The following is a 12,786-nucleotide window of genomic DNA, read 5'->3' as shown; positions in this document are numbered from 1 at the left end:
GGGGGTCAGCACTGGGCGTACACCGCCTCCGGGCTCGGGGGATTCCCGCTGCCTGTAGACCCGGCGGCCGTGCCCGGCGCAGGTTTCGGCGTCGGGGGCGCGATGCCCTGCTTCACGAGCCGCCGCACCAGGGCGTAGTCGGGATTCCCGTCGAGGACCCCCGCGTCGGCCGTCAGGGAGACGCTGTTCACGGTCGACCCCTGGATGCGCACGGCGAGGTCGACGAAGTCGGGCAGGCTCTGCACCGGGATGTCGGTGTAGATGTTGTTCCTCGCGATCCGCGCCAGTTCGGGATACCGGGCTAGCATCCGGGCCGGGTCGACCTGGTCGACGATGGCGCGGACGACGCAGCGCTGCCGCGCCTGCCGGTAGTTGTCGCTGTCGGCCGCCCGGCTGCGCGCGTACCAGAGGGCGTGGAAGCCGTCGAGGCGCTGTCGTCCCGGCGTGAGGTAGCCCTTGATGCCGACGATGCGCCCACCCACGACCTCACCACCGATCGGGAGCAGGCCACCGGTACCGGCGTTCTTGACGTTGACCTCGATGCCTCCCATGGCGTCGACGAGCTGCTCGAAGCCGCGCAGGTCGATGACGACGAGGTTGTCGACGTGCAGCCCGGTGATCTGCTCGACCGTCCCACGGATCTCGACGCGGCCCGGCAGCTGCCCCGCGGGATAGGCGCCGGGGTGCGCGGCCGCGTACTGCTGGGCCTCTTGGTAGAGGTTCGTCAGCATGCACTGTCCGCTGTCGCCCGGGCCGTTCTGCGCGCACAGGCGATCCGGGTAGCCGAAGCGACCAGATGGGTACCGCTGCCGCAGAGGACTTTCCGGCGCCAGTGGTGCGTTGCGCAGGTTTCGGGGCAGCGAGATCAGGGTGGTTCGCCCACTCCGGGTGTCGATGCTCGCCAGGATCATGGAGTCGGTCCGGGTGCCCACCCGATCGGACGCGGCGTCGGACCCGATGAGCAGGACGTTGAGGCGCTGCTTCGAGGCCCACGGGTCCTGCTCGACCGTTGGCGGCGGTGCACCCGCGTCGGTCGGTGGGACGACTGGGGTCGAAGGGGCGAAGACCTCGTTCACCGTGTCGCGCGTGATGAGCGCGTACTCGGCGCCCTTGAACGAACCACCCGCCACGATCACGACCAGGACGGTCGCCGTGAGGGCGAGTGCGCGGGTTCGCGGGGCATCGAGGTGCCGCGGACGGGCCTCCAGGGCGGTGAGCACGATCGTCGCGCACCACACGACCCCGCCCACCGACAGCACGACGACGGCCACGAGCAGCAGGGACGGACGGGACACGACGTCGAGCACCGCTCTCGTGAGGCCGAGGTCGAGCACGGCCCAGGCCAGCGCACCACCGGTCGCGAGCGCCACGGCGAGCACCCCCCAGCCGATCGCCTTGCGCCGCGTGCGAGTCAGGCCGGCGCCGGGCAGTGCCGCGCCGAGGAGGGTCAGGCCGAGAGCCCGTGCGAGCCCGGGCCTGCGGGGGCGGGCGGACACGTCGGCGGGCGCCGAGTCGGACGCGACGCCGGAGGTGGGCGTCCCGTCACGGTCGACGGCCATGCTCTTCCTCCCTGAAGCGGGCGGGTGACCTCCATTGTCGACGGGAAGTTCCCCGGGAAACAGCAGTTCAGGTGGTCCACAGGAAGCCCGGAGGAGGTGTCCAGCGATCGCCAGTCGGCGGACGTCAGCGACGGGGAGCGGCCGTCAGCACTGGGAGTACGGCGTCGTCGTCGGGCTCGGCGTCGCTGGCGGCGTCTTCGCGGGCTTCGAGGTTCCTGTGGGGGTCGACGCGTCAGTCGAGGTGGGGGTCGGCGTCGGAGCCGGCTTCGGCGGCGCGATGCCCTCCTGCACCAGCACGCGGACGTGGTCGTAGTCGGGATCCTCGGGGACCACGCCGTCGGGGCGGGTCAGGGTGACGCTGTTGATCGTCGAGCCCTGGATCCGGCCGACGAGCTCGACGAAGGCGGGGAGGTCCTGCGCGGCGATGTCGGTGTAGATGTTGTCCTTGGCGATCCGGGCCAGCTGCGGGTACTGGCCGAGCATCTGGGCGGGGTCGACCTGCTCGACGATCGCCTTGACGACACACCGCTGCCGGGCCTGGCGGTACGTGTCGCTGTCGGCGGCCCGGCTGCGGGCGTACCAGAGCGCCTTGAACCCGTCGAGGCGCTGGCGGCCGGGCTCGAAGTGGTCCCTGACGTCGACGATGCGGCCCGCGACGACGTGGCCGCCGATGGGCAGCGGGTCGCCGGTCGCCGCGTTCTTGACGTTCACGACGACCCCACCCATGGCGTCGATGAGCTGCTTGAAGCCGCGCAGGTCGATGACGACGACCTGGTCGATGTCGAGGCCGGTGACCTGCTCGACGGCGCCGCGCAGCTCGAGGCGGCCCGGCACCTCGCCGGCGGGGTAGGCGTCCGGGTGGCCGGCGGCCCAGGCGGTGGCCTCCATCCAGAGGTTGGTCAGCATGCACTGCCCGTGCTCGCCCGGACGGTTCTGGGCGCAGTCGCGGTCCGGCTGGCCGAAGTGCCCGGACGGGTAACGCTGCAGCAGAGGGCTGTTCGCCCCGAGGGGTGTGTTGAGCAGGTTGCGCGGCATCGAGATGAGGGTGGTGCGACCGGACGCGGTGTCGATGCTCGCGACGATCATCGAGTCGGTGCGGGTGCCGTCCCGGTTCGACGCGGCGTCGGAGCCGAGGAGCAGGACGTTGACGCGCTTCTGGGTGGCCCACGGGTCGTCGCCGTCGTCGACGGTGACGCCGGCACCGGGCGGACGCGTCACGGGCGCGGCGAACACGTCGGTGACCGTGTCGCGCGTGATGAGGACGTATTGGGCGGTCGTGACCGACCCGCCCGCCACGACGAGGGCGAGCACCGTCGCGACCGCCGCGAGCGCGCGCGTCCGGCCACGGTCGAGCGACGCCGGTCGGGCGCGCACGGCCGTCAGGACGACGGAGCCGCACCACACCGTCCCGAGGACCGCGACGGCCACCGCGAGCGCGAGCAGGAGCCCGGGGCGGGCGACGAGCCCGAGCGCGGCGCGCGTCGGGCCCATGGACAGCACCGTGAAGGCGGCGACGGCGGCGAGGAACAGCGTCAGGCCGAGCAGCACCCAGCCCAGGACCCGGCTGCGCGTCTGTGTCAGGCCGGCCCCCGGCACGACGGTGCCGAGCAGCGTCAGGCCGACCGCGCGGCGGAAGCCGGAGCGCCGGTCCAGCCGCTGCTCCCCGCGGGTCCGCGATCCGGCGGCGTCGGGCTCGACAGGCATGGCGACTCCTCCTCCGCCCACCCCGTGCGGACGACCCCGGCCATTCTGCACTCAGGCTGCTCCCGGACTCGGCACCGACGCGGCGGGTGGCCGGGGTCGGGATGGTTGGGTGGTGCCATGGACACCGACGCGTGGCGCGACCGCATCCGGGCCTTCGCCGACGAGCGCGAGTGGGGCCGGTTCCACGACCCGAAGAACCTCGCCATGGCGCTGTCGGTCGAGGTGGCCGAGCTGCTCGAGGTGTTCCAGTGGATGACGCCGGAGGAGTCGCGCGCCGTCATGGCGGGCGAGCGCGCAGGCGAGGTCGCCGACGAGGTGGCCGACGTCATGACCTACCTGCTTCGGCTCGTCGACGTGCTCGACCTCGACCTCGACGCCGCTCTCACGTCCAAGGCGCAGCGCAACGCCGAGCGGTACCCGGTCGAGACGTCGCGCGGGTCGAGCGCCAAGGCACCGGCGCTCGGCGGACCGGTGGTGCCGCCGCCCGTCGAGGTGACCGTGCCGGTGCTCGGCGTCGACGCGTGCCGCGCCGGCTGGGTGGGCGCCGTCCTCGAGCCGGGTGCGCCGCGTCCGAGGGTCGTCGTGGCGCCGACGATCGCCGGCCTCGTCGAGCTGGTGCGCGAGTCGCTCGGGCTGGCCGTCGTCGGCATCGACATCCCGATCGGGCTGCCCGACTCGAGCCTTCGGCAGGCGGATGCCCTGGCGCGACAGGCGATCCGCGGCAAGGCCTCGTCCGTCTTCACGACGCTGACCCGGGCCGCCTACGCCGCGCCGACCCGAGCGGAGGCCGACACCGTCAACCGCGGGCTCGTCGGCCAGGGCGTCGGCGCCCAGGCGTTCGCTCTCCGCGACAAGATCCTCGACGTCGACGCCTGGCTGCGCACCCGGCCCACCGTCCGTGTCCTCGAGGTGCACCCGGAGGTGTGCTTCGCGACGATGGCCGGTTCCCCGATCGTGCCCGGCAAGAAGACCGACGAGGGCCGCGACCTGCGCCTGGCCGCCCTGGCCGCTGCCGGCATCGCCCGGCCGTCGGTGCTCACCGGCTCGGGCTACGCGGCCGACGACGTCATCGACGCGTGCGCCGTGGCCTGGACGGCCGCACGGTACGCGTCGGGGATCGCGACCTCGCTGCCGGACCCGCCCGAGGTCTTCTCCGACGGCATCGAGGCCGCCATCTGGCGCTGAGGCAGTGTGACGGGTGGGACGGGGTGCTCACTCGACTCGATGCGGGCAGGGTGGAGGCACAGCGGGGCGGGGGTCGGAGGCACGCCAGAATGCCGGCATGACCGGCTTCACCGTCGCCCGCGACGACCTCACCGACCCGGCCGTCGTCGCGCTGCTCGACGGGCACGTCGCCGAGCTGCGGAGCATCTCGCCGCCCGAGAGCTCGCACGCGCTCGACCTCGAGGGCCTGCGCGCTCCCGGCGTCACCTTCTGGGCGGCCAGGGACGCGGACGGCACCGTCCTGGGCTGCGGCGCGCTCGCGCTGCTCGACGACGGCCACGGCGAGGTGAAGTCGATGCGCACCAGCCCGCGGGCGCAGCGCCGGGGCGTCGCCCGGGCGGTGCTCGAGACGGTGATGGACGAGGCGCGGCGGCTCGGGCTGGCGCGCCTCAGCCTCGAGACCGGCTCGGCCGACTTCTTCGCCCCGGCACGCGCCCTCTACGCCGCGCACGGCTTCACCGAGTGCGGGCCGTTCGGTGGTTACCGCCTCGACCCGCACAGCACCTTCATGACCCGCGAGCTCTGAGCGACCCGGCGCCGAGCCCACCGCAACGTCCGACCCACCCGGCGCGTCCGGTGGTGGATCGACGCGTCGGGGGGCCGGACCGTGGGCCGGCGTCAGCCGGTGGTGACGGCGGCGCGCAGGGCGGAGGTCGTGGCGTCCCAGCCGGGCTGGGTCGGGTGGACGAACTCGGCGACGTCGCGACCGGGTGAGCCGACGGGGACGAGCCACGCCTGCGACTGGTCGGCGACCAGGCGCGGGTCGAGGCCGTGGACGCGGCCGCCCCAGGCCTGCTTGACGGTGTCGACGAAGTGGTACCGGGCGGCACTCGGCCCACCCTTCAGCTCGGCGTTCAGCTCGGCGATCCCCTGCGCCTGGAGGCTGTCGCCGACCCGCTGCAGGTCGTTGAGGGCGGCACCGGCGTCGTAGGTGGGGGCGACCTCGGGGATGCCGTAGCTCTCGCGGTTGATGAGGAACGGGTAGCTGAGCAGGTACACCTCGGCACGGCCGCCGGAGCGGGCCTCGACCTGACGGAGCGCGTCCTTGGTGCGCTCGACCATGGTCGGGGCCTTGGCACGCGCGGCGTCGAGGTCGGTCTTGCACCGCGTCGGCTCGCGGGCCACGAGGCAGTCGGTGACGATCGTCGAGAAGCCGATGTCGTTGCCGCCGATGGTGACGAACACGTAGTCGGTGTCGGTCGTGACGGCGTCGATCTGCGGACGCGCGTAGAGCTGGCACTGCACGGTGCCGGTGTAGAGGCTGCCGACGCCCGCACCCGCGACGAACGTGTAGCGGTAGGCGAAGTCGGGCTGGGCGGGGACGCCGCACAGGCGCGCGATCTGGGCGCGACGCATCCACTCGGCCTGCTGGTCGGGGTAGGCGGCCGGGTCGATCGTGTACGTGGCGGCCTGTGTCGTCGGGTCACCGAGGTCGCGCGGCTCGAGGATGTCGGCGACGACGCCTCCGCTGCACGCCGCGTCGGTGTAGCTGGCGCCCAATGCGGCTGCGACCTGGGAGCCGTAGTTGTCCGGCGACCGGTAGCAGGTGCGCTCCTCGTACGTGCCGGTGCCGTTGCCGGCCGAGTACGAGTCGCCGAGCTGGACGACGTGCGGCCGCGTCGTCGCGGCGCCCTTCGTCGTGCTGCTCGTGGGTGCCGACGTGGGTGCCGACGTGGGTGCCGACGTGGCCACCGGGGCTGCGGTCAGGCCGGTGGCGGCGGCGAGGGCGATCGCCGCCGCGGCGACGCGGGCAGGCAGCGGCGTTCGGGTGGAGCGGTGCACGTGGACTCCTTCGTCCGGTGACGGTCTCGCGTGCTCAACGACGCCGGAGCCGTCCACGTCACGCCCCGGCGTCGCGCTCCGGGCGGGTCAGCCCTGGGCGAGCTGGGCCACGTGGTCCCACTTCTCCCACGTCTCGAGGCGCGACGCGTAGTCGGCCTTGGCGATCGAGAGCGGGGCGGCGCCGAAGAACACCCGCAGCGGCGGCTCCTGCGCGTCGACGACCTCCAGGATCGCCTTCGCCGACGCCGTCGGGTCGCCGGGGCCGGAGGTGTTGCGCGCGGCGCGGGCCTTGTTCGTCTCCTCGCGGAAGGCGTCGTAGGCGGGCAGCGGGTCGGAGTGCCGGGCCGAGGCCCCGGCCCAGTCGGTCGCGAACCCGCCCGGCTCGACGAGCGTCACGTGGATGCCGAAACCGGCGACCTCCTGGGCCAACGACTGGCTGAAGCCCTCGAGGGCCCACTTCGAGGCGTGGTACATGCCGACGAGCGGGAACGCTGAGATCCCGCCGATCGAGCTGACCTGGATGATGTGGCCCGAGCCCTGCTTGCGCAGGAACGGAAGCGCGGCCTGGGTCACCCACAGCGCGCCGAAGAGGTTGGTCTCCATCTGGTCGCGGGCGTCCTTCTCGCTCAGCTCCTCGACGAAGCCGAAGTGGCCGTAGCCCGCGTTGTTGACGACGACGTCGAGGCGGCCGAAGCGCTCGTGCGCCTGCGCGACGGCGGCGAACGCGGCGTAGCGGTCGGTGACGTCGAGGGCGATGGGCAGGATGCGGTCGCCGTGGGCGGCGACGAGGTCGTCGAGGGTCGAGGTGTCGCGCGCGGTGGCGGCGACGCTGTCACCGCGCTCGAGGGCGGCGAGGGCCCACTCGCGCCCGAACCCGCGTGACGTGCCGGTGATGAACCATGTCTTCGTCATGTCCTCGACGCTAGGCATTCGAGCGCGCTCGAACGCAACCCCGGCAGCCGCCGGCCCGGCTGCCTAGGGTGGGTCCGTGACCGACCTGCCCGGCCTGCGCGGCCGACCCGCGACCCTCGCGGCCCTGCTGGCCCGGCACGGCGCCCGGTTCGTCGTCGTCGGCAGCACGGCCCGGTGGCTCACGACCGACACCGGCTCGCCGGGCGACCTCGACGTCGTCGTCGACGCGTCCGACCTCCCGCTGCTCGCCGAGGCGCTCGGCGCGATCGGGGTGCCCGTCGACGCCGCGGCGCTCGCGCGCAGCAGCCCGACGCACGTCGACACCTCGTGGGGCCCGCTCGACGTGTTCGTCGCCGAGCCGCCGCCTTCGCGCGACGTCCCCTTCGACGCGGGTGACGCGTCGACGGACCTGCCCGTGGAGAAGCGGCCGGCGGAGGACGCGTGAGCGAGCGCGAGCGACCGGCCGGACCGCCGCGCCCGTCGGCGAGCGGCCTCACCGCCTTCGAGCTGGCGATCCTGCGCGCCGTCGAGGGTGCCGACGCGGGATCCACCGGCGCCCACGCCCCGGTGGTCGACGTGCTGGCCCGCATCGAGACGGCGACCGGCGTCGGACCGCGGTACGCCTATCCGGCCCTCTGCGACCTCACCCGGCCGTGGGTGCGGCACGTGCCGCTCCTCGACGGGTACGGCAACCTCGGGTCCGTGAGCGGCGACGAGGCGGCCGAGCCGCAGTACACGCAGGTCCGCCTCGCCACGGCCGGCGAGCTGGCTCTCGCCTCCGAGCGCGGCGAGGTCGGGCCCCTACCGCTCGAGCTCATCGAGGGCTCGCTCCACCGCGGCGGCGGCCTGCCGCCTTTCGACCCGGCCACGACGATCCGCGCCCTGCTCGTCGGCACCAGCGGCTCCGGGCTGCCGACCACCCCCACCGGCACCATCACCCGCGACCCCAACGGCGAGTTCGAGCGCGGTGGGCGGTCGTACACGCGCTAACTGCTCGGCTCGGTCATCCGGACCGGGCCGGAGCCAGGCGAGCTCGTGCTCACCTCGCCCCCGTACCGCGTCGGCACCGACCTCATCGTGCACCACCTCAGGGACCGGGTGGAGAACGAGAACCGCAACGCCCGCGCCGACGCCGAGGACCACCCCTGGCGCCCGCGTCAACCACTCGTGCCGGGGCGCCCCTCGCCCGTGCGCGACGTCGTCGACGTGAGTGACCGCTGGGGCACCCTGATCAAGATCCGCCTTGCCGACGGTGTCGATCCGGTCGACGGGCTCGACTGGGTGCGTGGCGTCTGGCCCGTCACGACATACACCGACGGCGCCTCCTACGAGGAGACCTACGACCGTTTCGCCTCGTGGCGCGGGCTCGACCAGAGCGGCCTGCACGCCCTCGACGCCCTGCTCACCCAGGGGTCGGCCGGCGACGAGGACGTGCCCCCCAGCTGATCGGACCGCCCTCAGCCGCGGGCGTGCTCGGTGAGCCAGTCGAGGGCGTCCTCCGCCCGCGAGAGCACCGAGATGTGCCCGCCACCGGCCTCGACCCACAGCTCGGCCGCGGGCACGCGTCCGGCGAGCCACCGCCCGTGCGACACCGGGACCATCCCGTCGGCGTCGCCGTGCACGACGAGCGTCGGCGCCGTGACGTCCGCGGGGTCGAAGCCCCAGTCGCGCACGTAGGCGAGGTCGTCGTCGACGACCGGTCCCGCCCCGGCGGCCATCGCCGGGCCGACGACCGATCCGAGCCAGCGCCACGGGCCGGCGAACATCGCCTCGTCGACGGGCAGGAACCCGATGTCCTCGGCCGACTGCTCCGGGCCGTCCGCGACGGCCGCCTCGTGCCGCTCCTTGGCGTCGCGCCCGGCAACGGCCGCGCGCAGCGACGCGTCACCGGCAGGTGCCAGCCCGGCGAACCAGTCGACGCCGTCGGCGGTCACGGGGCCGTACGGCGCGACCGGCGACATCGCGACGACAGAACTGACGCGCTCCGGCATCAGGGCCGCCGCGGCCAGCGCGTGGGGTCCGCCGCCGGAGTGGCCCATCGCCGCGAACCGGTCGATGCCGAGGTGGTCGAGGACGCGGGCGAGGTCGCCCGCCGCCGACCCCACCGAGCGGTCGGGGCGCGGCGTCGACCCGCCGTAGCCGGGCCGGTCGTAGCCGACCCACCGGATGCCGTGGCGGCGGCCGGCGTCGAAGAGCGGGGTCGGCGGGGGCCCGATGTTCGGCGTGCCGTGGAACCACACGACGACGAGCGGGTCCTCGACGCCGTCGGGCGCGCCGGTGTCGTAGGCGTGCAGGACGGCACCGTCCGGACCGGCGACGTCGAGCTCGCGCACCACCACCGGCGTCAGCGGCTGGCCGGAGCCATCGGATGCGTCGGATGCGTCGGTTGCCTGAGTTCGATTCGTCTCGGGGGCAAGAGGATCGGTCACAGCGACTCGGCCTTTCGTCGGAGGTGGTCCTGCTCGGGGATGCTCGTGGCGAGGCGGGAGGCGAGGGCGTACTCGTCGCGGGCCGCGTCGGTCTCGCCGGCGGTCTCGAGGAGGTGGGCCCGCACGGCGTGCAGACGATGATGGCGCGCGAGGCGCCGGTCGGTGGCGAGGGCGTCGACGACGCGCAGGCCCTCGGCCGGCCCGAGCACCATGGCGACCGCCACGGCCCGGTTGAGGGCGACGACGGGGCCCGGGGTGAGCGCCTCGAGCACGTCGTAGAGGGCGAGCACCTGCGGCCAGTCGGTGTCGGCGGCCGTCGGCGCCTCGTCGTGGACCGCCGCGATCGCCGACTGCACCTGGTAGGGCCCGAGGGCGGTGTGGGTCAGGGCGTCCTCGACGAGGGCCACCCCTTCGGCGATCGCGGCCTGGTCCCAGCGGGTGCGGTCCTGCTCGGCGAGGAGCACGAGCCGGCCCTCGGCGTCGAGGCGGGCCGGGCGTCGGGCCTCGGTGAGGAGCATGAGCGCGAGCAGGCCGGCCACCTCCCCGTCGCCGGGCTGCAGCCGGCGCGCGACGCGGGCCAGCCGGATCGCCTCGGCGGTGAGGTCGACGCGGTGGAGCTGGTCGCCGCTGGTGGCCGTGTGGCCCTCGGTGAAGACGAGGTAGAGCACGTGGAGCACGGCGCCCATGCGCTCGGGCAGGTCTGCGGCAGAGGGAGCCTCGAACCGGGCGCCTTCCTCCCGGATGCGGGCCTTGGCCCGGCTGATCCGCTGCGCCATCGTCGCCTCGGGCACGAGGAAGGCCCGCGCGATCTCGGCCGTCGTCAGGCCGCCGACAGCTCGCAGGGTCAGGGCGATCTGCGCCGGCGGCGTCAGGGCCGGGTGGCAGCACAGCAGCAGGAGCGTCAGCGTGTCGTCGTCGCCCGACGCCGCGGCGCCTACGTCGACCCCGCTGCCACCCCCGCCGACCGACGCGTCCGCGGCCGCGGCGACGTGGGCGTCCGCGGGCAGGCGGGCCGCGTCGTCGGCCTCGCGCCGCTCGCGCGCGGTGTCGCTGCGCCACGCGTCGACGAGCCGGCGGGAGGCGACGCGCACGAGCCACGCCTTCGGGTCGTCCGGGACGCCGTCGCGCGGCCACTGCACCGACGCGGCGAGCAGCGCCTCCTGCGTCGCCTCCTCCGCGCGGTCGAAGTCGCCGTAGCGACGCACGAGGGCGGCGACGACCTGCGGGGTCGCGGCCCGCCACACGTCGTCGGCCACGATCCCCGCAGTATGGCCCACAGGGGCGCCGATCGGGTGCACGGGCATCACAGGTCCGGCGCCGACCCGTCCATGAGCGGGCGCACCTCCACGGCCGCGAACCGCGCGTCGGGGAACCGCGCGGCGATCTCCTCGGCCCGTTCGGGGCTCGCGCAGTCGACGACGAAGTAGCCCGCCAGCTGCTCCTTCGACTCGACGAACGGCCCGTCGGTGACGACCCGCTCGCCGTCGCGGACCCGCACGGCGCGGCTCGTCAGCGGGTCGGCGAGCGCCTGGGCGCCGACGAGCTCGCCGCTGTCGCTGATCTCGGCGAGCAGGGCCTCGAAGTCGGCGAGCAGGCCGGCCCGGCCGGCGTCGTCGAGCTCGAGCGCCTCGGCGGTGCGCAGGAAGATCGGGTGCCCCCACGAGCGCGGGTTGCTGTAGATCATGAGCAGGTACTTCACGGGCCCTCCCTCGGTGGTCGCCGGGCACTCACCCGGCCTCACCCGGGACGTCGGAGCCGGGACGGCCCGCTCGACAGCACCACGCCGCAGAGTCTCCGGCTCGCCGTCGCCGGGTCATCGTCATCTGCCGCGAGCCTCGCACAACGATGCCGCCGTCGCCGTCTGCGGTGCTGCGACGCGTCGGGCGGGTAGCGTCGGGGCGTGGCCGACGCCCCCGCACCCACGCCCGCCCCCAGCCCCGCATCCGACGCGCCAACGGACGCGCAGACCAACGCGGTCGTGGCCTCGGCGCGCGCCGGTGAGTCCGAGCACTCGGTCGGCCTGCTCTTCGCCCGGCCCCTGGCGGCCCTGCCGGCCACGACCCTCGCGCGGGTCCACGCGCCGACCGGGCGCCGCGACCCCTCGTTCGGGGGCCTGCGCGGGCCGTGGCACTACTGGTGGCAGGCCCACCACCTCGACGCCGTCGTCGACGCGGGTATGCGCCGGCTCCGGGCGGGAGACCTCGCCGGCGCGTCCGCGACCGCGAACCGGGCCGACCGTGTCCTCGCGACCGTCCGGCTGCGCAACCGGGCCCGCTGGACCAACGACTTCTACGACGACATGGCCTGGCTCGCGCTCGCCGCCGGGCGCCTCGGCCGCCTGCACCGGCTGCTCGAGCGGCGCCGCGGCCACCGGCTGCTCCGGTCGGCGCGGCGGACGCTGACGGCCGAGCTGCGCTCGGCCCTGACCGACGACGCCGGGGGCGGCCTCTTCTGGAGCACCGAGCGCGACTTCAAGAACGTGCCCGCGAGCGGCCCCGCCGCCCTCCACCTGGCCCGGCTGGGCGACCTCGACGCGGCGCGGCGCATCCTCGACTGGACCTACGCCCGGCTCTGGTCGCCCGACACGGGGCTCTTCGCCGACGGCATCCGCCTGCGCGACGGGGTCGAGGTGCTCGTGCCCCACGTGTGGAGCTACAACCAGGGCACCGTGCTCGGGGCGCTCGTCACGATCGGCGACCCCGAGAGCCTCGAGCGCGCCGCCGCCCTCGTCGCGGCCGTCGACACCCACCTCACCACGGCGAGCCCACCTGCCGACGCGCCGCACGCGCCGCACGCGCCTGACGCGTCGGGTGGGCGACGCGTCCTGCGGACCCACGGTGCGGGCGACGGGGGCCTGTTCACCGGCATCCTGGCCCGCTACCTCGCGCTCGCCGCCGACACCGACCAGCTCGACGCGGCCGCGAGGGCCACCGCGTCCCGCCTCGTGCGCAACACCGCCGACGCCCTGTGGGACGGGCGCGACCCGAGCCGCCACACGGGCCTCCACCACGCTCTGCTCACCGGCCGGCGCGGCGCGGCGGTCGCCACGGTGTTCTCCCCCGACCCGACGCGTCCGGCCTCGGAGGCGCTTCCCGACGCCGACCCGCTCGAGCTCGCGCCCCAGCTGCAGGCCTGGACGGTGCTCGAGGCGGCGGCGCGCCTGGCCTGACCCCGGC

At 74.6% G+C, this 12,786-nt stretch carries 13 protein-coding genes; 6 read left to right on the top strand and 7 right to left on the bottom strand.

Annotated elements, in window-relative coordinates; all coding sequences use genetic code 11:
- Nucleotides 1-5: 5 nt before the first annotated feature.
- Nucleotides 6-1,559, bottom strand: a complete 1,554-nt coding sequence (locus tag RY076_RS01720; RefSeq protein WP_323095675.1) for an LCP family protein — start codon at nt 1,557-1,559, stop codon at nt 6-8.
- A 144-nt stretch (nt 1,560-1,703) separates the two neighbouring features.
- The gene (locus RY076_RS01715; RefSeq protein ID WP_323095674.1) at nt 1,704-3,263 is read right to left on the bottom strand and encodes an LCP family protein; all 1,560 of its coding nucleotides are present in this window, start codon (nt 3,261-3,263) and stop codon (nt 1,704-1,706) included.
- A gap of 117 nt (nt 3,264-3,380) precedes the next feature.
- On the opposite strand from RY076_RS01715, the gene RY076_RS01710 reads away from it, so the two are divergent.
- On the top strand, nt 3,381-4,448 hold the full coding sequence (locus RY076_RS01710; RefSeq protein ID WP_323095673.1) for a DUF429 domain-containing protein: 1,068 nt from the start codon (nt 3,381-3,383) through the stop codon (nt 4,446-4,448).
- A 97-nt stretch (nt 4,449-4,545) separates the two neighbouring features.
- Entirely contained in the window at nt 4,546-5,013 is a 468-nt protein-coding gene (locus tag RY076_RS01705; RefSeq protein ID WP_323095672.1) for a GNAT family N-acetyltransferase, read from the top strand.
- A 92-nt stretch (nt 5,014-5,105) separates the two neighbouring features.
- On the opposite strand, the gene RY076_RS01700 is transcribed toward RY076_RS01705, so the two are convergent.
- Nucleotides 5,106-6,269, bottom strand: coding sequence for an SGNH/GDSL hydrolase family protein (locus RY076_RS01700; RefSeq protein WP_323095671.1), 1,164 nt, complete (start codon nt 6,267-6,269; stop codon nt 5,106-5,108).
- 87 nt (nt 6,270-6,356) lie between these two features.
- Nucleotides 6,357-7,181 (bottom strand): SDR family oxidoreductase, encoded by an 825-nt coding sequence (locus tag RY076_RS01695; protein ID WP_323095670.1) that lies wholly within the window; start codon nt 7,179-7,181, stop codon nt 6,357-6,359.
- A gap of 76 nt (nt 7,182-7,257) precedes the next feature.
- Between RY076_RS01695 and RY076_RS01690 the strand changes: the two genes are divergently transcribed.
- Genes RY076_RS01690 through RY076_RS01680 form a run of 3 tightly spaced genes read left to right on the top strand, consistent with a single transcriptional unit; the run spans nt 7,258 to nt 8,627 of the window.
- Nucleotides 7,258-7,626 carry a hypothetical protein gene (locus tag RY076_RS01690; protein ID WP_323095669.1) on the top strand — a complete coding sequence of 123 codons (369 nt, stop codon included), beginning with the start codon at nt 7,258-7,260 and terminating at the stop codon, nt 7,624-7,626.
- Nucleotides 7,623-8,171 carry a hypothetical protein gene (locus RY076_RS01685; RefSeq protein WP_323095668.1) on the top strand — a complete coding sequence of 183 codons (549 nt, stop codon included), beginning with the start codon at nt 7,623-7,625 and terminating at the stop codon, nt 8,169-8,171. Before RY076_RS01690 ends, RY076_RS01685 begins: the two co-directional genes overlap by 4 nt.
- A gap of 45 nt (nt 8,172-8,216) precedes the next feature.
- A complete protein-coding gene (locus RY076_RS01680) occupies nt 8,217-8,627 on the top strand; it encodes a hypothetical protein (RefSeq protein ID WP_323095667.1) in 411 nt (136 codons plus the stop codon).
- Between the two features lie 11 nt (nt 8,628-8,638).
- Here the strand turns inward: RY076_RS01680 and RY076_RS01675 are convergent, their stop codons facing one another.
- The 3 genes from RY076_RS01675 to RY076_RS01665 form a co-directional block, all read right to left on the bottom strand.
- Entirely contained in the window at nt 8,639-9,514 is an 876-nt protein-coding gene (locus tag RY076_RS01675; protein ID WP_323095666.1) for an alpha/beta fold hydrolase, read from the bottom strand.
- A 92-nt stretch (nt 9,515-9,606) separates the two neighbouring features.
- A complete protein-coding gene (locus RY076_RS01670) occupies nt 9,607-10,866 on the bottom strand; it encodes an RNA polymerase sigma factor (protein ID WP_461782301.1) in 1,260 nt (419 codons plus the stop codon).
- 47 nt (nt 10,867-10,913) lie between these two features.
- Nucleotides 10,914-11,309: a YciI family protein gene (locus RY076_RS01665; protein ID WP_323095664.1), complete on the bottom strand. Its 396-nt coding sequence runs from the start codon at nt 11,307-11,309 to the stop codon at nt 10,914-10,916.
- Nucleotides 11,310-11,510: 201 nt separating this feature from the next.
- On the opposite strand from RY076_RS01665, the gene RY076_RS01660 reads away from it, so the two are divergent.
- Nucleotides 11,511-12,779: a glycoside hydrolase family 76 protein gene (locus RY076_RS01660; protein ID WP_323095663.1), complete on the top strand. Its 1,269-nt coding sequence runs from the start codon at nt 11,511-11,513 to the stop codon at nt 12,777-12,779.
- The last annotated feature ends 7 nt before the right edge of the window (nt 12,780-12,786 follow it).

The sequence above is a fragment of the Intrasporangium zincisolvens genome (assembly GCF_034724055.1).
GTDB classification, from domain to species: Bacteria; Actinomycetota; Actinomycetes; order Actinomycetales; family Dermatophilaceae; genus Monashia; species Monashia zincisolvens.
The sequence above is the reverse complement of the archived record's forward strand: the minus strand, read 5'-3'. Positions and strand labels throughout refer to the sequence as shown.

What these genes read in the sequence shown, in the direction of transcription:
- RY076_RS01720 (WP_323095675.1), bottom strand. Translation starts at nt 1,559, where the DNA reads ATGGCCGTCGACCGTGACGGGACGCCCACCTCCGGCGTCGCGTCCGAC.
- RY076_RS01715 (WP_323095674.1), bottom strand. Translation starts at nt 3,263, where the DNA reads ATGCCTGTCGAGCCCGACGCCGCCGGATCGCGGACCCGCGGGGAGCAG.
- RY076_RS01710 (WP_323095673.1), top strand. Translation starts at nt 3,381, where the DNA reads ATGGACACCGACGCGTGGCGCGACCGCATCCGGGCCTTCGCCGACGAG.
- RY076_RS01705 (WP_323095672.1), top strand. Translation starts at nt 4,546, where the DNA reads ATGACCGGCTTCACCGTCGCCCGCGACGACCTCACCGACCCGGCCGTC.
- RY076_RS01695 (WP_323095670.1), bottom strand. Translation starts at nt 7,181, where the DNA reads ATGACGAAGACATGGTTCATCACCGGCACGTCACGCGGGTTCGGGCGC.